Consider the following 18,886-nt stretch of genomic DNA (forward strand, 5'->3'; position numbering starts at 1 on the left):
CACAAGCACCAATACCGCGAGAGCGGTTTCGTCCAAGTCCGCTCTGCCGACTTTGACCCAAACCGCGTCGAAGGTCGGGTTTGGGCCAGGAATGCTTGACGTTTGCGCCAATATTGCGTGACGCGGCTCGTTGGCAGGATTCACAAAAATCCCGTGCATCCTGTCACAGGTGCGCGACGTTCGACATTGACGCTCAACAGAACCACAAAAGCCCGGTCTCAAGCCGAAGGTGCCGGGGGCTTGCCCCCCCGCCAGAGCAGGAGTACCCCTAGCCCCAACAAACGGACGAGACCCCATGATTGATGACAGCCGCGCCAAGCGCAACGTAACCATCCTTGTTCTGGCGCAGGCCCTGCTGGGCGCGCAAATGCCGATGCTTTTTGTGGTGGGTGGCCTTGCGGGGCAATCACTGGCCAGCAACATCTGCTTTGCCACGCTGCCGATCTCGATGATCGTGCTCGGCTCGATGCTCTCGGCCACGCCGGTTTCGGCCATCATGCAGCGCTATGGGCGGCGCGCGGGGTTCTTTCTGGGAACGGCCGGGGGCGCACTTGGCGGCGCTGTCGGGGCCTACGGGCTTTACATCGCCTCCTTCCCGATCTTTCTGGCAGGCTCGCTGCTGACCGGCATCTACATGTCCGCGCAGGGGTTCTACCGTTTTGCCGCCGCAGATACCGCCTCGGATGCCTTTCGTCCCAAGGCGATTTCCTATGTGATGGCGGGGGGGCTTGTCTCTGCCGTGATGGGGCCGCAGATTGTGAAATGGACGGCGGATGCCTATGTGATCCCCTTCCTTGGCACCTATATCGCCGCCATCGGGGTGAATGTCGTGGGCAGCCTGCTGTTCCTGTTCATCGACATTCCCAAGCCGCCGGTCCCGGCCCATGACGCGCCGCGCGGCCGCAGCCGGATGGAACTGATCCGCACCCCGCGCATTGCCGTGGCGGTGATCTGTGCGACCGTGTCCTATGCGCTGATGAACCTGGTGATGACCTCGACGCCGCTGGCCGTCGTCGGCTGCGGGCTGAGCGGTGATCTGATAGGCCCGGATGCCACCGCGGGCATGACCGAGACCGAGCGGCTGAAATCATTCCTCGACATCGCGTCAAACGTGGTCACGGGCCATGTGCTGGCGATGTTCGCGCCATCGTTTTTCACCGGCCACCTGATCGCCCGCTTCGGGGTCGAACGGATCATGGGGCTGGGCATCCTGATCCTGGGGGCCGCCGGTGTTGTGGCCCTGCAGGGGGTGGCGCTGGAGAACTTCTTTATCGCGCTGATCCTGCTGGGGCTGGGCTGGAACTTTGGCTTCATCGGGGCCACCACGATGTTGGCCGGGGCCCATGCGCCGCATGAGCGGGGCCGGATGCAGGGGTTGAACGATCTGATCGTCTTTGGCGGCGTGACCATGGCCTCGCTGGCCTCGGGCGGGCTGATGAACTGCTCGGGTGGTTCACCTGTCGAAGGCTGGGCGGCGGTGAACTGGGCGATGATCCCGTTTCTGACGCTGGCGGGCGGTTCGCTGATCTGGCTGGTGTTCAGCCGCAAGGCGCGGCAGGCCGCCTGAGGGACAGGGCCTACCAGCGCCCGGTCAGGGCGCGCCAGGCGAGGCCGGGATCGGCGGTGGGCAAGCGCCCCTCGGCCACCGCCGTAGGGTCATTGATCACCGCCTTTAGCACCGCATCCGCCTGCCCCACATGCAGCAAGGCGACCCTGGCATCGCGGGACACTTGTCTGCGGTTTTTTCGTGCCCGCGCCAGACGGTCCTGCGCCTCGCGGGCCAGCGCGCGCAGACCCTCGGCCCTGCCGTCCAGCAGGGGCACCCTGCCCGCCGCCACCAGTTCCGGGATCGCGTGGAACCATGCGGCAACCCCCGCGCCAAAGGCGGCATCGCGCACCACGGCTTCATCCGCCTGCCCCAGCCTGCGGGCCGCAACCCAGGTCAGATTGCCCGATGTCTGATCCATGTAGCGGGCGAAATGTTCCACATCCTCAAAGGCATCGCGATAGACATCCCAGCGCCGGGCGGCCACGAGTTCATCGAGCAGCCCTGCATCATCGGCGTCGATCAGATCCGCCAGTGGTGTCGTGACCTCGTGGCGGCGCACCGGGCCACCCTGCGCGATCTCTTCGCAGACGTCGCGCCACCATTGCAGCCGCATCTCGGCGATCATGGTTTCCTGCGTGACCCAGGGCGCGCGCGCCACCTCGACGTTAAAGGCATAAAGCGGGAACAGCACCCGCCGCGCCGCAACCGGCGCTGCCATCGCCGCGCGAAAGCGCAGCGGGTCGCCCCGCTCAACCAAGGCGGCACAGGCTGTCAGATCAGCGTCAAAAGCCATCAGCGGCCAGCAGACCCGGACCGGGGCAAGGGCCGCACGAGGCTGAGCAGATAGCCGAATTCATCCCGGTGCGCGCGCCAGCAGGCGGCTTCCTCTTCAGCTTGGTCCAGCACGGCGGCAAAAGCGGCATCCGCGCCCGGACGCAGGCTGGCAATGCGGGCGTCGATCGGGGTGTAATAGCCTTCCCAGGCCGCATCCGACAGCCTGCGGGTCGCGATGGTCTCATAGCCTGCGGCCGTGACCCGCGCCGCGATTCCGTCGGCATCGGTCATCGCGGAATAATGCTGCCACTGCTGCGTCGCGCGGGGTGACGGGCTGTCGCTGAACCAGCAGGCCTCGGAAAAGGCGATCACGCCGCCGGGGCGCAGCGCCCTGCGCCAGGCGGTCAGCGCCTCTGTCACCCCCATGAAATAGACTGCCCCCGCACACCAGATGAAATCATATTCATTGTGGATCGCGGCCATGTCGGCGCGCAGCAGCGTCACGCGCGGGTCGGCCTGCCAGCGGGTGCGGGCCTCTTTCACGAAATGCGCGGTCTTGTCCAGCGCGGTGACGTGACCCTGTGGTGCGGCCTCAAGCAGCGCCGGGATGTCGCCCCCCGGACCACAGGCCACATCCGCCATCCGCGCGGTGGGTGCGATATCCGCAAGGGCGGTGGCCCAGGCGACATCCGCCGCCTCGCCCGGCCCCTCGCGGGGCAGGTCGCGATGCAGTTGGAAAAAGGCGGTCATGTCGTCAGAAGTCATCAAGGAAACCTTCTATGGCATTGGCGGTTTCAGGGGCATCGACAATCGCCAGATGGCCCGTGTCGGGAACCAGCAGGTAACGGCCCTTGTCGGTCACTGCCTGCATCACCGGCTGGTAGGCGGCGGCGTCAAAGGCTTCGTCCGCTTCGCCCGCCACCAGCAGGAAGGGCGGCAGCGCTGCCACATCGGCCAGATAATCGCCGCGCGGGGCGTAGGATGTGTTCAGCCGGTAGGAATAGGCGGTCGTCGCCGTATCGCCCAGCGGGCCGTCCAGCACCGCCTGCGGCATGTTGAACTGCATCACCGTGAGATGGTTCAGCGCCGTGATGCGGAACGTGTTGAGGATGCTCAGCCCGATGATGCGCCGGGTCAGCGGCTGTGCCCAGCCACCGGAGTTGGGCCGGGTTGTCGGGGCGTTGTGTTTCAGGAAGGGGGCCAGCAGCACCGCCCCGTCCAGCATGTCGCCATATGGTCCACCGGCAAAGCGCACCACCAGCCCGCCGCCGGAGGAATGACCGCCCAGAATGAGTTTTTGCCCCGGCTTGCGGCGCGCGTTAATGAGGTCGGCGAGGTCATCCTCGAATTGTCCGATATAGGCCAGATCGCCGCGCTTGCCCGGTTGCGCCCCGTGACCGCGCAGGTCCGGCACCAGCACATCGGCGCGGGCCGACAAGCGCCGGGCAAGTGCATCGAACTGCAAGCCGTGCCAGCCCGACCCATGCACCAGCACCAGCAGCGGCGCACTTTCCCGCCCGCTATCATAAGACCGGACCTGCATCCCGAACCCGTCGCGCAGGGGGACGGTTTCCTGTGGTTGCGCAGGCGTGCCTGCCGCCGACAGTGGCCCGCTGAAATCAAGGCCTGCCGTACCGCTGAGCCGACCGGGCCGTTCCGACGCAATCAGGATCAGGGCAATCGCCCCGGTGATCGCAACCGAAATCGCCAGAAATTTGAGAATGGCAAGCACCATGCCCCTCACCCCTTCAGGTCGCGGATCAGCTTCCAGCGGATCGCGTCCAGCAGCGCCTCGAAACTGGCGTCCACTATGTTCGCGCTGACCCCCACGGTGGACCAGCGGTTGCCCTGCCCGTCCTCGCTGTCGATGATGACGCGGGTCACCGCCTCTGTGCCGCCCTGGGTGATGCGCACCTTAAAGTCGATCAGGCGCATGTCCTCGATCAGCGCCGAATACTGGCCCAGATCCTTGGCCAGCGCCTTGGACAGCGCGTTCACCGGGCCGCGGTCGTTGCCGTCTTCGTCCATCGACTCGCTGACCGACAGGCGTTTCTCGCCATCGACCTTGATCACCACCACGGCCTCGGACACGGTGACCATCTTGTCATACTTGTTCTTGCGCCGTTCGACCGTGACCCGGTAGCGCTTGACCTCGAAAAGGTCGGGCATCTGGCCCAAAGCCTCGCGCGCCAGCAATTCGAAACTGGCCTGCGCCGTGTCATAGGCATAGCCGATGGCCTCGCGGGCTTTCACCTCTTCGAGGATCTGCGCCAGGGCCGGATCGCCCTTGGCAACCTTCAGCCCCGCATCTGTCAGGCGGCTTCTCAGGTTGGACTGGCCCGCCTGATTGGACATCGGGATGATGCGCGCGTTGCCCACGGTCGCGGGTTCAATGTGTTCGTAGGTGCTGGGGTCTTTCGCGATTGCGCTGGCGTGCAGCCCGGCCTTGTGGGCAAAGGCCGACGCCCCGACAAAAGCGGCCTGTTTCTGCGGCACCCGGTTCAATATCTCGTCCAGCATGCGGCTGGTCCGGGTCAGCGACTTCAGCGCCTTCTGGCTGATGCCCGTCTCAAAGCGGCTGGCATAGGGTTCCTTCAGCAGCAGGATCGGGATCAGCGCCGTCAGGTTGGCATTGCCGCAGCGTTCGCCCAGCCCGTTCAGCGTGCCCTGGATCTGGCGTGCGCCCGCATCCACGGCGGCCAGGGTGCAGGCCACGGCGTTGTTGGTGTCGTCATGGGTGTGAATCCCGAGCTTTTCGCCCGGAATGCCCGCCGCGATGACTTCCGCCGTGATCCGCCCCACTTCGGCAGGCAAGGTGCCGCCGTTGGTGTCACAGAGCACGATCCAGCGCGCGCCCGCGTCCAGCACGGTTTTCAGGCAGGACAGGGCATAGTCCGGATTGGCCTTGTAGCCGTCAAAGAAATGTTCCGCGTCAAACAGCGCCTCGCGGCCCGATGCCGTCAGGTGGGCAATGCTGTCGCGCAGCAGGCTCAGGTTTTCGTCCAGCGTGATGCCAAGCGCGCGGGTGACGTGGAATTCATGGGTCTTGCCCACCAGACAGACCGATTTTGTGCCTGCGTTCATGACAGCCGCCAGCACATCGTCATTCTGCGCCGAGATGCCAAGACGTTTGGTCATGCCAAAGGCGGTCAGCTTGGCGGTGGTTTTTGGTGCCGCATCGAAAAAGGCATTGTCGGTGGGGTTGGCACCGGGCCAGCCGCCTTCGATATAATCCACCCCCAGCGCGTCCAGCGCGCGGGCGATCTGGTGCTTTTCATCGGTGGAGAACTGCACATCCTGCGTCTGCTGCCCGTCGCGCAGGGTGGTGTCATAGAGGTATAGACGGGTTTTCATTGCTGTGCCCTCCCGCGCAGTTGTTCCGCCCGGCATCGCCGGGCCGCGCCCGACCTCCCCCGGGAGGGCGCGATTGCAAGGTCCGACTTGGCCAAGCCGGTGCAGGGGCCAGCAGCGGCAGCGCGGTCAGCCAACGGCACGCCGCCCCCTCCAGGTCGGCCGCGGCCCTCTGTTGCGAAATCCGTCATAACACACCTTCCAGACCGGCACCGTCAAAGCCCGGCGGCGCTTTCAGCTTGACGCCGTCCTTGCCCATCTGCACCTCGATCCCCAGCCCGGTCAGCGCCGCCTTGATCCGGTCCACCTCGGCGAAATCCTTGGTTTCCATCGCGGTCACCCGCGCATCGCTCAGGAAGGCTTCGACGTCGGTCAGGTCATAGGCCTGTTCCACCGCCCATTCGGGTATCTTGTCGCCCAACAGCCCCAGCAGCCCCAGCGCGCCGCGCAGCCCGGCGATGTCATTCTCGCCCGACAGCTTGTGGCACAGGGTCAGCACGCCGTGGGAGTTCAGATCATCGGCCAGCAGCGCCACCGCTTCGGACGTCGGGGCTGTCGCCTCGGCCCCGGCCACCTGGGTGTACCACTTGCGCAGCACGCGCTCCGCCTCCTCGCGCTTCTTGTCCGTCCAGTCCATCGGCTTGCGGTAATGTGTGGACAGGAAAACAAAGCGGATCACCTCGCCCGGCACCCCCTGATCCAGCAGGTCCCGCACGGTAAAGAAGTTGCCCAGCGATTTGGACATCTTGCGGCCCTCGACCTGCAACATCTCGTTATGCATCCAGACATTGGCAAAGCCGTGGCCCGCGCATTTCGATTGCGCAATTTCGTTCTCGTGGTGCGGAAAGGTCAGATCGTTGCCGCCGCCATGAATGTCAAAGGTATCGCCCAGCAGCGCCTCGGCCATGGCGGAACATTCGATGTGCCAGCCGGGGCGGCCCCGGCCCCAGGGGCTGTCCCATCCCGGCGTCGCGTCGTCCGACGGCTTCCACAGCACGAAATCCAGCGGATCCTCCTTGTAGGGCGCAACCTCGACCCGCGCACCGGCGATCATGTCATCGACAGACCGCCCCGACAGCGCGCCGTATTCGGCATAGGACCGCACCCGGAACAGCACATGCCCCTCGGCGGCATAGGCGTGATCCCTGGCAACAAGGTCCTGGATCATCGCAATCATCTCGTCGATATAGGCGGTGGCGCGGGGCATGGCGCGATCGTGTTCCGCCCCTTTCAGCGAGGGTTCCAGCGCGCCGATGGCTGCCATGTCTTCGAGGAACCAGCGCGTCGTCTTTGCCGTGATCTCGGCTATCGGCTGGCCGCTTTCGGCGGCGCGCGCGTTGATCTTGTCGTCCACATCGGTGAAATTGCGCACATAGCTGACGTGACCCGCGCCATAGACATGCCGCAGCAGCCGGTAGAGCACGTCGAACACGATCACGGGCCGCGCGTTGCCGATATGGGCGCGGTCATAGACCGTCGGCCCACAGACATACATCCGCACGTCATCGGCTGAAATCGGCACGAAGTCCTCGCGCTTGCGGGTCCTGGTATTGTGCAGTCTGATTGTCGTCATCGGTCGTCCTCGGCCATGTCTGGCGCGGGATGCCACATCTGGTTCAGAATGAAAACGACATGAGCACGCCCGCGAGAAATCTCAGCAGGTAATAATGATGCGTGTTTTGCAGGTCATCGTGGTCATGGGGGATGGGGTACGCCCAAGCCCGCCGCAGGTCAAGGCTGATTGACAAATCGCGCCGCCTCTGCGCCCCTGCGCGCGTCACAACAAGGAGCGTCGCCATGCAAGCATCACACCGTATCAGCCACATCCTGGGAGGCGGCTCTGACGGATGGGGCGTCTTTACCAAAGCGCGCCGCATGATCGCCGAGGGCACGAAGGTCACCGAGCTGACCATCGGGGAACATGACATCGGCACCGCTGCCCCGATCCTGCAGGACATGCACCGCGCGGCGATCGAGGGTCACACCGGATATGCCGCCGTGCCCGGCACCAATGCGCTGCGCGACCGGGTGGCCGCGCGGGTCGCCAGACGCACCGGCGTGCCGACAACCCGCGACAACGTGCTGATCACGCCGGGCGGTCAGGCCGGGCTGTTTGCGACCCACATCGGCTGCTGCGATGCGGGCGACACCGCGCTGTTCATCGACCCCTATTATGCCACCTACCCCGGCACCATCCGTGGCGCGGGCGCCGAGCCGCTGGCCATCGCGGCGGACCCTGACGCGGGGTTCCAGCCCCGTGCGGCGGATATCGCGGCTGTGGCCAAGGGCGCTAAATCGCTGCTGGTCAATTCGCCCAACAACCCCACCGGCGTCGTCTACAGCCGCGCAACGCTGGAGGGCATCGCGCAGGTCTGCGCCGATCACAACCTCTGGCTGATCTCGGACGAGGTCTATGACACCCAGGTCTGGAAGGGCGAGCACATCAGCCCCCGCGCCCTGCCCGGCATGGCGGATCGCACGCTGGTGATCGGTTCGATGTCGAAATCCCACGCCATGACAGGCTCGCGCTGCGGCTGGATCGTGGGGCCGGTCGAGATGATCGAGCATCTGACCAACCTGGCGACCCATACCACCTATGGCGTGCCGGGGTTCATTCAGGATGCGGCCGTCTTTGCGCTGGATCAGGGACCGGCGTTCGAGGCGGAGGTCGGTGAACCCTTCCGCCGTCGCCGGGCGCTGGCGCATGACATTCTGGCCGGGCAGAATGCGGTCACGCTGGTGCCCTCGGACGGTGCCATGTACCTGATGCTGGACATCCGCAGTACCGGGCTGAGCGGCGAGGCCTTTGCCGAGGCGCTGCTGGAGGCGCATCATATCGCTGTGATGCCGGGGGAAAGCTTTGGCCGTGCCGCCGCCGGACATCTGCGGGTTGCGATGACGGTGGATGACAACCGTTTTGCCGAAGCCCTTTCCACCCTCTGCGGCTTTGCCCGGGAGCGCGCCGAAGCGGCGTAAGGCACGGCGCGCATCAAACGCAAAAGGCCGGGGCGTTGCCACCCCGGCCTTTGTCACATTTTCGGCTGACCGCCTTAGAAACGCATGGAACCGCGCACGGTGAAGGTTGTCGCATCAGCGTCCGCACCTGCAACACCGCCCAGATCATCGAACTTGTGATGCAGCACTTCGGCACCGACCGTGTAGCTGTCGGTGATCTTGTAGGTCGCGCCGATACCGGCAAACGGGCCGGTTTCATCACCCAGAGAGGTGTCGGCACGGGCCGCACCGGCGGTTGCGTAGATCAGCGTGTTGCCAAGGTCGTAACCGCCCTTGAACTTCAGACGGGCCACGGAATCGACATTCGCCGCGCCGCCGTTCAGGTCGATGTCGGTCTTGTCATAGTCCAGTTCGCCACCGATGACGTAGTTGCCCAGGTCATAGTCGTACCCGGCGTGGAAACCATAGGTGCCGTTGTCGCCGTCGAGCACGCCCGGACCGTCAACATCGCCATACCCCAGTTGCAGACCGGTATAGAAGCCGGTCCAGTCGCTGGAAATCTGCTGCGGTGCAGGTGCGGGCGCATAGACCGGGTCTTCGACCACCGGCTCTGCCAGATTACCCGCATAGGCCGCGCCACCCATCGCTGTGCTTGCGGCAAGTGTGATGGCACTGATCTTGATATACTTGTTCATGTTCTGCTCCTTGGCATTGTCTTTTCTTCATCCCGCGTGATGCGCGGTTGTTGGATGAACCCGGAACATAGGTATCGGTTGCGCAATGTCTGCTCACGCTCCCGCGATGGGCCGGAAGTTGCGCAATTGCCGGTTTTGCATCGGCTGCTTTCAGCTTGAGGTGAAAAACGCGCGGAACCTTTCGCTGCGCAGGCAAAATCATGCCGCATCTGCACGGGTCGCAAACGGGCCGCGCGGTCGTAAACGGAACAGACGGGATGCGGCGCGCTTTGCACGGTAAGGGCAAGGGAGACGCCATTGAACGCCGATCTGTGCATCATTTCACGCATCATCCGCACGATCGGGGCGGAACGGGGCCGTGCAGCCCGTGGCGCGCCGCAGCGGCGCTGACCCCCGCCTGCCCTGCACCTCTTCCATCGGAACATCATCATGACAGATCTTTCACCGACACGCACAGGGGGCCGCGCCGCCCGCCGTGCCGCCCGTGCCGCCCCGCTTGCGCAGCACCTGCGCCCGATCCGCCCCGGCCTGGAGGGCGGTCAGTATCGCCCGCTGAGCGACAAGGGCATGGCCGACATTCACAACGCCGCCCTGACAGCGCTTGAGGAAATCGGCCTGGCCGATGCGCCGCCCAGCGGCATTGCCCATCTGACCGGCGCAGGCGCGATTCTGGGCGAGGACGGGCGCATCCGCTTTCCCCGCGCGCTGGTCGAGGACACCATCGCGCGCGCCAACCGCAGCGTGACCCTGTTCAGCCGGGATCGCCTGCATGATCTGGAACTCTCGGGCAACCGGGTGCATTACGGCACCGCCGGGGCGGCGGTGCATATGGTCGATGCCCTGGGCCGCAGCTACCGCGAATGCGGCGTGCAGGACCTGCATGACGCGGCCCGCATCTGCGACGCGCTGGACAACATCCATTTTCTGCAACGCCCCATGGTCTGCCGCGACATCCCCGACAACCGCGAGATGGACCTGAACACGATCTATGCCTGCTGCGCAGGCACCGGCAAACATGTGGGCACCTCTTTTACCGATCCGTCCTATGTGGCAGAGGCGCTGGAAATGCTGCACATCATCGCGGGCGGCGAGGACAAATGGCGCGAACGGCCTTTCGTGTCGAACTCCAACTGCTTTGTCGTGCCGCCGATGAAATTCGCCACCGAAAGCTGCATGGTGATGGAGGCCTGTATCGCGGGTGGCATGCCGGTCCTGCTGCTGTCGGCGGGCATGGCCGGGGCCACCGCCCCTTCGACCGTGGCAGGCGCCATCGTGCAGGCTGTGGCCGAATGTCTGGCCGGGCTGGTCTATGTCAACGCGGTCAGACCGGGGCATCCGGCGATCTTTGGCACCTGGCCCTTCGGGCTGGACCTGCGGTCGGGGGCGATGACAGGCGGGTCTGGCGAACAGGCGCTGCTGACTGCCGGTTGCGCGCAGATGCACAAATTCTACGGCCTGCCGGGCGGGGCCGCCGCCGGGATCGCAGACAGCAAGCTGCCGGACATGCAGGCGGGTTGGGAGCAGATGTGTTCCAACGTGATGGCGGGGCTGTCGGGCTGCAACATGATCTATGAGGCGGCAGGGATGCATGCCTCCCTGCTGGGGTTCTGCCACGAAAGCCTGATCCTGGGCGACGACCTGATCGGCCAGGCCCTGCGCTGCGTGCGCGGGATCGAGGTGACGGAGGAGACGCTGGCGGTGGAGGAAATCCGCGCGGTCTGCATCGGCGGGCCGGGTCATTACCTGGGCACCGAGCAGACTTTGGGCCGGATGGAATCGGATCACGTCTATCCGAAGCTGGGCGACCGGACCTCGCCCAAGGAATGGGCGGAAAAGGACAAGCCGGACCTGATCGTGAAAGCGACGCGGCGCAAGGAGGAAATCCTGGCCCGGCGTGCGCCTGCGCGCTTCGACCCGGTGACCGATGCCACATTGCGCCGTCGGTTCAAGATCCACCTGCCCGGCTGAGACGCCCCTTTGCACAAGAAAAAAGGTCCGGCGCCGTGGCACCGGACCTCATCGGGGCGTGGGGGGTCTGATGTCGCTGCCGTGCCGCCCCCATGCCCCGAACCTGTGAAAGGCCTCAGCCCTCGTCGGAGGTGGGCATCACGCCCGCTTCCTGTGCGGACTGCACTTCGGCATCGTCCAGCGCGCCATCGGCGTTCAGGTCCATGGCCGAGTATTGCTCTGCCGTCACATCCGGGTAGACCGCCTGCACCTCGGTCACGCTGAGCAACCCGTCGCCGTTGGCGTCCAGATCCGCGACCCCGGCCCCCATCGCATAGGCGGGCAGGCAGAGGGCTGTCAGTGCGGCGAGGGTGACTTTGGATACATGTGTCATGTGATACTTCCTTTTCGTGGTTTGTTGTCGAAGGTCTTGCTGCCTTCAGAGGGTTAGACGCATCCGGGGCGGTTTGCGTTCATCCCCCCAATGCGGCGCGCGAAGGCCTGCCGACCCGGCCCCTGGCCATGGGCAATGCGCCGCCCAAAAAGCCCCGCTATGCCACTTCGGCGGAAATTCCCCAACTGGTTGTGTCGGGTTAAATCGGCATGCTGCCGGAAAATTGCACGAGGCAGCACCATGACAGACCGCCTGACAGCCCCCGGCACCGGCCCCGAGACTGGCCCCAAGACCGACCCATGCGCATTTGACGCCCTGATGCCCCGCCTGCGTGCCCGCGCCCGCAAACTGGCCCGCAGCGCGGATGACGCCGAAGACCTGGCCCAGGAGGTGGCACTGAAGCTGTGGCAACTGCTGGCGGGGGATGCGGATATTCAGGCCCCCGACCGCTATGCGATGATCATGCTGCACAACCTCGCGCGGCACCGCTGGCGCGGCACCCGCCAGACCGAAGAACTGACCGAGGAGATGGCAGTGACCGCGCCCCTGGCCCCGGCCCGGTTGGAATGCGCCGATGTGCTGCGCGCGATGGAGACCCTGCCGGAGGATCAGGCCGATCTGCTGTGGCGCGTGGCCCGCGGCGAGACCTCGCCCGCGCATCTGGCGCAGGCCACGGGCCTGCCGCTTGGCACCGTCATGTCCCGGCTGGCCAGGGGCCGTGCGAAGCTGCGCGAAACCCTGGGCGAAACCACACCCCCTTGATCCCTGCGCGGCAAGGCGACACAACGGGCAGAATTCAGGAGAATCCGATGAAGCTGTTCCGCACACGCCGCCGCTACCCGCAGGTCAAGATCAGCCGCCTGTGCCGCATCAGCAAGGACACCCAGATTGGCGCGCATAGCTATCTGGGTCAGAACTGTTCCGTCACCAAGGCACAGATCGGCCGCTATGTGTCGATTGGCGATCACGTGTCCATCGGCAACGGGGAACATGCGCTGACGCGGGTCTCGACCAGCAGCATGTTCTATGAGGATGGCTATGCCGTCCTGACCCGTGGTGACTGTGTGATCGACCACGACGCCTGGATCGGCGTCGATGCCATCGTGCGGCGCGGTGTGCACATGGGGCATGGTGCGGTCCTGGGCGCGAATTCCTTTGCCAACAAGGACATACCACCCTTTGCCATCGCCGTCGGCTCTCCCGCCCGGATCGTGGGCTACAGGTTCGAGCCACCGGTGCAGGAGGCGATCCTGGCATCGGAATGGTGGTTGGCAGAGCCCGGCGAAGCACGGCGGATCATCGACCGTCTGGAAAAAGAGCACGGCCTGGCCTGACCCGAAGTCCGGGAGGTCAAGTGCGCAATCGAACCTGCAACTCCATTTCGATCAGCAGACCGGGACCGGCCAGCGCGGCGACGCCGACACCGGTCAGCGACGGCGTGGCTCCGTTGCAGAAGGCGTTGAACCTTTCGACCGTCGCGCCCAGCCGGGCCTGGTCAAGGTCGACCACGTAGACCCGCGCCATGACGATGTCTGCGGGGGTTGCATCCAGTGCTTCAAGCGCGGCGGCAGCTTTCGCCATCACGTCAGCCACCTGCGCGTCAAAACCTATTTCAACGGCTTCTGCGCTGGCCACTTGTCCCGACACGAAGGCCATGCGCCCTGGCTCTGCGACCGAGATCTGCGCATAGCCGATTGCCGTAGTGTCTGGCAGGGAGGGCGGGTTCATCCGGGTGATCATGTCAGTCATTGAGGTATCCTATTTCTCTCGCGGTGCCGCATTCGGGGCGCGCTGTGTTTCATGACCAACAGATATGGACCTTTCATTTGCGCCGGAAGTCCGTCATTTCTCTGGGGTTAATGAAATGGAGTCATAAATGGCACGCGACCGACTTGATACCCTTGCGGCGCTTCGCGTCGTGGCCGAACAGGGCAGCTTCACCAAGGCCGCGGCGGAGCTGGGCGTATCGCAATCCGCGTTGAGCCACGCAATCCGCCGCCTCGAGACGGACATCGGCCAGCGTCTGTTGTCGCGCACCACACGCTCGGTCGCGCCGACGGCTGTTGGCGAAGCATTGCTCTCGCGGCTTGGCCCTGCCCTTGATGAAATAGCGGCGGCCCTGTCGCAACTAGATGCCAGCGCGGACCAACCCACAGGCACCCTCCGCCTTACCATGGGGCGAGATGCGGCGGAGCTGCTGGTGCTGCCGATGCTCCCCGCCTTTCAAGCTGACTACCCCGGCGTCAGGGTCGAGATCGCGGCCACGGACACGCTCGATGACCTGGTCCAGGGGCGCTTCGACGGCGGCATTCGCCTCGGCGATCGGCTTGAACAGGACATGATTGCGCGGCGCCTCACGACAGAAACCCGTCCCGTCGTGGTCGCCGCACCGGACTACCTTGCCCGCGCGGGAACACCCGAATGCCCCGGCGACCTGGGTCAACATACCTGCCTGGGATACCGCATGCAGTCCGGCCGTCGGGTGATGCCGTGGCGGTTTACCGGGGCTTCGGGCAAGACGGACCACCACAAACCTGCCGGCAGCGTCTTCAATGACGGTGCCCTGCTGCGGCAAGCGGCGATGCAAGGGCTGGGGCTCGCTTACCTATGGCATCATATGGTGAGTGAGGAGCTTCATGCGGGCCGGTTGGTGACCGTCCTGGACGACCACCTTGCGCCGGTTCCGGGTTTCTTCCTTTTCTACCCGTCGCGCGACATATCCAACGCGATGTCCGCCTTTGCGGATGCGCTCGTCGCCCATAGTCGGCGCTTGTCCCGACCTGCGTAAGTGCGGCCCGGCACGCGGTGCAGATCGTATCGCTGCATCAGCGAACCTGGCCTGGCAGGCATCGTTCAACATGGGCTCAAGCCGGCCGTTCTCTGCGTGGGCTGCATGTACGGCAAAGGGCATTTGTTTCAAAGGCCGGAGTCAGCTCTCATCCTTTCAGACAGAAAAAAAAGAGAGCCGAAGCCCTCCTCCAGTTTCGCCGTTCCGATTGCGTTTACCCTTCAAACGCAATCTCCCCTGACAGAGGCCTTTCCTTGAAAAGGCCGGAGTCAGCTCTCATCCTTTCAGACAGAAAAAGGGAGCACCGAAGTGCCCCCTTGAGTTTCGCCGTTCAAGCTCAATTTGTTAACCGCTCGGTGTTTTTTTGCCTGCGGCCTGAACGTCGTCCAGAGCACGCGCACGCGCTCCGTGTCCCGCGCCCCGGCTGTGCCGGGGCTGCGGAGTGGGTGGCGATGGTTTGCACCGCAAACCATGAGAACCCACCCGGTTTGTTATCAAAACTGTCCGCCGCAAAGCGCGCAGTCTTTTCGGTTCAAATCCTTAGGAAGGATATAAAAAGTGCAAAACCCACACCATCTCGCCTCCTCTGGTACTTCAATCGGCCTGAGCAGCGGCTCGGGTTCTTGTAGTTTTGGCCGTAAGGGCTTTATGCGAGGCATTTTGTGCTTTCGCTCATCCCACAACATTTGATCTTCCCTTCAGCTACAGCCCGACGTCCCACCGCAGGTGTTGCACTTCATGCAGGTCCCGTTGCGCACCAGCGTGTAGTTGCCGCATTCGCCGCAGGCCTCGCCTTCGTAGCCCTGCATCTTGGCCTTGGTCCGGGCATCCATGCTGACCGCTCCGGTGGCCACCGATGTGCTTGCCGACATCGCGACAGCGGCATTGCCGTTGACCTGCGGCGCGGCTGCGGCGACGGCGGCTGCCATCTCGCGCTGGCCGCCCTGAAGCACCACCAGTTCCTGCGGCAGACGGTTGCGCAGATAGCCGGTCGAGCTGATCTGTCGCAGCACTTCGAGGCTCTTGGTCGCGGCGCTTTCCGAGATTTCGGAGACATTTGCCACGCCTTCTTCCTCTTCGCCCCGGCCCAGATCGTCAAATGTGGCACCTTCCGGCTTCACATGGGCCAGATCGGTCCGGTCGAGGTAGCTGACCGCCAGCTCGCGGAAGATGTAGTCAAGGATCGAGGTCGCGTTCTTGATGCTGTCATTGCCCTGCACCATGCCCGCAGGTTCGAACTTGGTGAAGGTGAAGGCATCGACGAATTCCTCCAGCGGCACGCCGTACTGAAGCCCGACCGACACCGCGATGGCGAAGTTGTTCATCATCGCGCGGAACCCGGCACCTTCCTTGTGCATGTCGATAAAGATCTCGCCCAGCTTGCCGTCCCCGTATTCACCGGTGCGCAGATAGACCTTGTGGCCGCCCACGTTGGCCTTCTGGGTATAGCCCTTGCGGCGTTGGGGCATCTTTTCGCGGTGCGATTTGATGATCTCCTTGACGATCACCTTTTCCACGATCTTTTCGGCCAGCACGGTGGCTTTCTCCTGCAGGGAGCCGCTTTCCAGCACCTCCGCCGCCTCGTCATCATCTTCGATCAGGGCCGCGGCCAGCGGCTGGCTGAGTTTCGAGCCGTCGCGGTAGAGCGCGTTGGCCTTGATCCCCAGGCTCCAGGACAGTTCATAGGCTTTCTGGCAATCCTCGATGCTTGCGTCATTGGGCATGTTGATCGTCTTGGAGATCGCGCCCGAGATGAAGCTTTGCGCCGCTGCCATCATGTAGATGTGGCTGTTGACCGACAGGTAGCGCTTGCCCTTCTTGCCGCAGGGGTTGGCACAGTCGAAGATGCTGTAATGCTCTTGCTTCAGGTGCGGTGCCCTTTCCAGCGTCATGGTGCCACAGACGTGGTCGTTGGCCGCGTCGATGTCGGCACGGGTGAAACCAAGCGATTTCAGCAGGTCGAAGGTCGGATCGTTCAGCTTGTCCGCCGGGATGCCCAGCACGTTCTTGCAGAAATCCGCGCCCAGGGTCCATTGGTTGAACACAAAGCGGATGTCAAAGGCCGAGGCCAGCGCCTTGTCCACCTTGGCCAGTTCGTTCGGGCCAAAGCCGTGGCCTGCCAGCGAGGTGTGGTTGATGCCGGGCGCATTGCCGATGGTGCCGTGGCCCACGGCGTAGGACACGATTTCCTCGATCTGGGCGGAGCCATAGCCCTGCTTTTCCAGCGCCGCAGGCACCGACTGGTTGATGATCTTGAAATAGCCACCCCCGGCCAGCTTCTTGAACTTCACCAGGGCAAAGTCAGGCTCGATGCCGGTTGTGTCGCAATCCATCACCAGACCGATGGTGCCGGTCGGCGCGATCACGGAAACCTGCGCGTTGCGATAGCCGTGTTCCTCGCCCAGGGTCAGCGCCTCGTCCCAGGTGGACATGGCCACATCGACCAGACCGGGCTGCGGGCAGTTGGCGTGGTCGAGCGGGACGGGCTTGACCGACAGCAATTCATAGCCGGTGTCATTGCCGTAGGCCGCATTGCGGTGGTTGCGGATGACGCGCAGCATGTGGCTGCCGTTCTTTTCATAGCCCGGAAATGCCCCCAGCTCGCCCGCCATCTCGGCAGAGGTGGCATAGGACACGCCGGTCATGATCGCGGTCAGCGCCCCGCAAAGCGCGCGGCCCTCGTCGCTGTCATAGGAATAGCCCATGTTCATCAGCAAGCCGCCGATGTTCGCATAGCCCAGACCCAGCGTGCGGAAGTCATAGGACCGCTGCGCGATTTCCCTGGAGGGGAACTGCGCCATCATCACCGAGATTTCCAGCGTCACGGTCCACAGACGCGCGGCGTGCATATAGGCTTCGACGTTGAACACACCGTCCTCAAGGAAGGTCAGCAGGTTCATCGACGCCAGGTTGCAGGCGGTATCGTCCAGGAACATGTATTCGGAGCACGGGTTGGAGCCGCGGATCGCGCCGTCTTCGGGGCATGTGTGCCAGTCGTTCACCGTGTCGTGGTACTGGATGCCGGGATCGGCACAGGCCCATGCGGCATGGCCAACCTGGGCCCAGAGGTCACGGGCGCGGATGGTCTTGGCCACCTTGCCGGTGGTGCGGTCGGTCAATTCCCAGTCGGCGTCTTTTTCAACGGCGGTCAGGAAGGCGTTGGTCACGCGGATCGAGTTGTTGGAGTTCTGGCCGGAAACGGAGTTGTAGGCCTCTGAATCCCAGTCGGTGTCATAGGTCGGGAATTCGATGCTGGTGTGGCCCTGCTTGGCATAGTCCAGCACGCGTTCGACGTATGTTTCCGGGATGGCGACCTTCTTGGCTTCGCGGATCGCCTGTTTCAGCGCGTCATTCTTGGCCGGATCATAGGCATCTGCCACTGCACCGTCCCATTCCTTGATCGCCTTGAACAGAAGGTTCAGCTTCTGTTCGTGCATCTTGGAGCCCGCAACGATGGAGGCGACCTTCTGCTCTTCGAGCACCTTCCAGTTGATGAATTCCTCGATATCGGGGTGGTCGGCATCGACGATCACCATCTTGGCCGCGCGGCGCGTGGTGCCGCCCGATTTGATGGCACCGGCGGCACGGTCGCCGATCTTGAGAAAGCCCATCAGGCCGGATGATTTGCCACCGCCCGACAGTTTCTCACCGGCTGCGCGCAGCGAGGAGAAGTTGGTGCCGGTGCCGGAGCCGTATTTGAACAGACGCGCCTCGCGGACCCACAGGTCCATGATGCCGCCATCGCCTACCAGATCGTCCGCGACCGACTGGATAAAGCAGGCGTGCGGTTGGGGGTGTTCGTAAGAGGATTTGGAACGGGTCAGTTTGCCGGTCTTGTAATCGACATAGTAATGGCCCTGCGCGGGACCGTCGATGCCGTAAGCCCAATGCAGGCCGGTATTGAACCACTGCGGGCTGTTGGGGGCCGCGCGCTGGCTGGCCAGCATGTGGCGCATTTCGTCAAAATAGGCGCGGGCGTCTTCTTCGGTGGTGAAATAGCCACCTTTCCAGCCCCAATAGGCCCAGGCACCGGCCAGACGGTCGAACACCTGCTTGGAAGAGGTTTCACCGCCCATTTCGGCCCCTTCAGCGGGCACAGAGCGCCACAGGAATTCGGGCACGCCCTTTTCCTTCACCTTTTTCAACGCGGAGGGCACGCCCGCCTTGCGGAAATATTTCTGCGCGATGACGTCACTTGCGACCTGGCTCCAGCCGGAAGGCACTTCGACATCGTCGAGCTTGAACACGACGGAGCCGTCCGGATTGCGGATTTCGGAAATTGTGCTGACAAAATCCAGGTCCGCGTATGCGTCTTTGCCTGCGGTCGTAAACTGACGTTCAATTTTCATTTTTTACTGCCTCATATCCAGCATTTACAATCTACGGAAACCCACCTGTCATTGCAGGCCGTCCCCACCCCATTCATTGCCGAC

The 18,886-nt window shown here is 63.9% G+C and carries 15 protein-coding genes; 6 read left to right on the plus strand and 9 right to left on the minus strand.

Annotation, left to right across the window (positions count from 1 at the left end; genetic code table 11):
* The first annotated feature begins 295 nt into the window (after nt 1-295).
* Nucleotides 296-1,567 carry an MFS transporter gene (locus A8B82_RS01950; RefSeq protein ID WP_067287661.1) on the plus strand — a complete coding sequence of 424 codons (1,272 nt, stop codon included), beginning with the start codon at nt 296-298 and terminating at the stop codon, nt 1,565-1,567.
* Nucleotides 1,568-1,577: 10 nt separating this feature from the next.
* Here A8B82_RS01950 and A8B82_RS01955 read toward each other — a convergent pair whose 3' ends face one another.
* From A8B82_RS01955 to cysS, 5 genes are all read right to left on the minus strand, one after another.
* Nucleotides 1,578-2,342, minus strand: coding sequence for a squalene/phytoene synthase family protein (locus tag A8B82_RS01955; protein ID WP_067287663.1), 765 nt, complete (start codon nt 2,340-2,342; stop codon nt 1,578-1,580).
* Entirely contained in the window at nt 2,342-3,088 is a 747-nt protein-coding gene (locus tag A8B82_RS01960) for a class I SAM-dependent methyltransferase (RefSeq protein ID WP_067287664.1), read from the minus strand. Before A8B82_RS01960 ends, A8B82_RS01955 begins: the two co-directional genes overlap by 1 nt.
* Nucleotides 3,078-4,058, minus strand: coding sequence for an alpha/beta hydrolase (locus A8B82_RS01965; protein WP_082899093.1), 981 nt, complete (start codon nt 4,056-4,058; stop codon nt 3,078-3,080). The genes A8B82_RS01960 and A8B82_RS01965 overlap by 11 nt, the downstream gene beginning before the upstream one ends.
* A gap of 5 nt (nt 4,059-4,063) precedes the next feature.
* Complete coding sequence (gene cimA / locus A8B82_RS01970; protein WP_067287668.1) at nt 4,064-5,677, minus strand: citramalate synthase; 1,614 nt, start codon at nt 5,675-5,677, stop codon at nt 4,064-4,066.
* 184 nt (nt 5,678-5,861) lie between these two features.
* Entirely contained in the window at nt 5,862-7,247 is a 1,386-nt protein-coding gene (cysS, locus tag A8B82_RS01975) for a cysteine--tRNA ligase (RefSeq protein WP_067287669.1), read from the minus strand.
* Nucleotides 7,248-7,471: 224 nt separating this feature from the next.
* Here cysS and A8B82_RS01985 point away from each other — a divergent pair, with 224 nt between their 5' ends.
* The gene (locus A8B82_RS01985) at nt 7,472-8,650 is read left to right on the plus strand and encodes a pyridoxal phosphate-dependent aminotransferase (RefSeq protein WP_067287672.1); all 1,179 of its coding nucleotides are present in this window, start codon (nt 7,472-7,474) and stop codon (nt 8,648-8,650) included.
* Between the two features lie 74 nt (nt 8,651-8,724).
* On the opposite strand, the gene A8B82_RS01990 is transcribed toward A8B82_RS01985, so the two are convergent.
* Nucleotides 8,725-9,324: an outer membrane protein gene (locus A8B82_RS01990; protein WP_067287674.1), complete on the minus strand. Its 600-nt coding sequence runs from the start codon at nt 9,322-9,324 to the stop codon at nt 8,725-8,727.
* A gap of 429 nt (nt 9,325-9,753) precedes the next feature.
* Here A8B82_RS01990 and A8B82_RS01995 point away from each other — a divergent pair, with 429 nt between their 5' ends.
* On the plus strand, nt 9,754-11,292 hold the full coding sequence (locus tag A8B82_RS01995) for a trimethylamine methyltransferase family protein (protein ID WP_067287676.1): 1,539 nt from the start codon (nt 9,754-9,756) through the stop codon (nt 11,290-11,292).
* A gap of 115 nt (nt 11,293-11,407) precedes the next feature.
* Here the strand turns inward: A8B82_RS01995 and A8B82_RS02000 are convergent, their stop codons facing one another.
* On the minus strand, nt 11,408-11,665 hold the full coding sequence (locus tag A8B82_RS02000; RefSeq protein WP_067287678.1) for a hypothetical protein: 258 nt from the start codon (nt 11,663-11,665) through the stop codon (nt 11,408-11,410).
* A 240-nt stretch (nt 11,666-11,905) separates the two neighbouring features.
* On the opposite strand from A8B82_RS02000, the gene A8B82_RS02005 reads away from it, so the two are divergent.
* Nucleotides 11,906-12,427 carry an RNA polymerase sigma factor gene (locus A8B82_RS02005; RefSeq protein WP_067287679.1) on the plus strand — a complete coding sequence of 174 codons (522 nt, stop codon included), beginning with the start codon at nt 11,906-11,908 and terminating at the stop codon, nt 12,425-12,427.
* 47 nt (nt 12,428-12,474) lie between these two features.
* Nucleotides 12,475-12,999 carry a CatB-related O-acetyltransferase gene (locus A8B82_RS02010; RefSeq protein WP_067287681.1) on the plus strand — a complete coding sequence of 175 codons (525 nt, stop codon included), beginning with the start codon at nt 12,475-12,477 and terminating at the stop codon, nt 12,997-12,999.
* Between the two features lie 16 nt (nt 13,000-13,015).
* Here A8B82_RS02010 and A8B82_RS02015 read toward each other — a convergent pair whose 3' ends face one another.
* A complete protein-coding gene (locus A8B82_RS02015) occupies nt 13,016-13,414 on the minus strand; it encodes a RidA family protein (protein WP_067287683.1) in 399 nt (132 codons plus the stop codon).
* 127 nt (nt 13,415-13,541) lie between these two features.
* Here A8B82_RS02015 and A8B82_RS02020 point away from each other — a divergent pair, with 127 nt between their 5' ends.
* On the plus strand, nt 13,542-14,453 hold the full coding sequence (locus A8B82_RS02020) for a LysR family transcriptional regulator (protein WP_067287685.1): 912 nt from the start codon (nt 13,542-13,544) through the stop codon (nt 14,451-14,453).
* A gap of 698 nt (nt 14,454-15,151) precedes the next feature.
* On the opposite strand, the gene A8B82_RS02025 is transcribed toward A8B82_RS02020, so the two are convergent.
* Nucleotides 15,152-18,802, minus strand: coding sequence for a vitamin B12-dependent ribonucleotide reductase (locus A8B82_RS02025; protein ID WP_067287687.1), 3,651 nt, complete (start codon nt 18,800-18,802; stop codon nt 15,152-15,154).
* Nucleotides 18,803-18,886: the final 84 nt, after the last annotated feature.

Origin of the sequence: Sulfitobacter sp. EhC04, from assembly GCF_001650875.1 — a bacterium.
Taxonomy (GTDB): Bacteria; Pseudomonadota; Alphaproteobacteria; order Rhodobacterales; family Rhodobacteraceae; genus Sulfitobacter.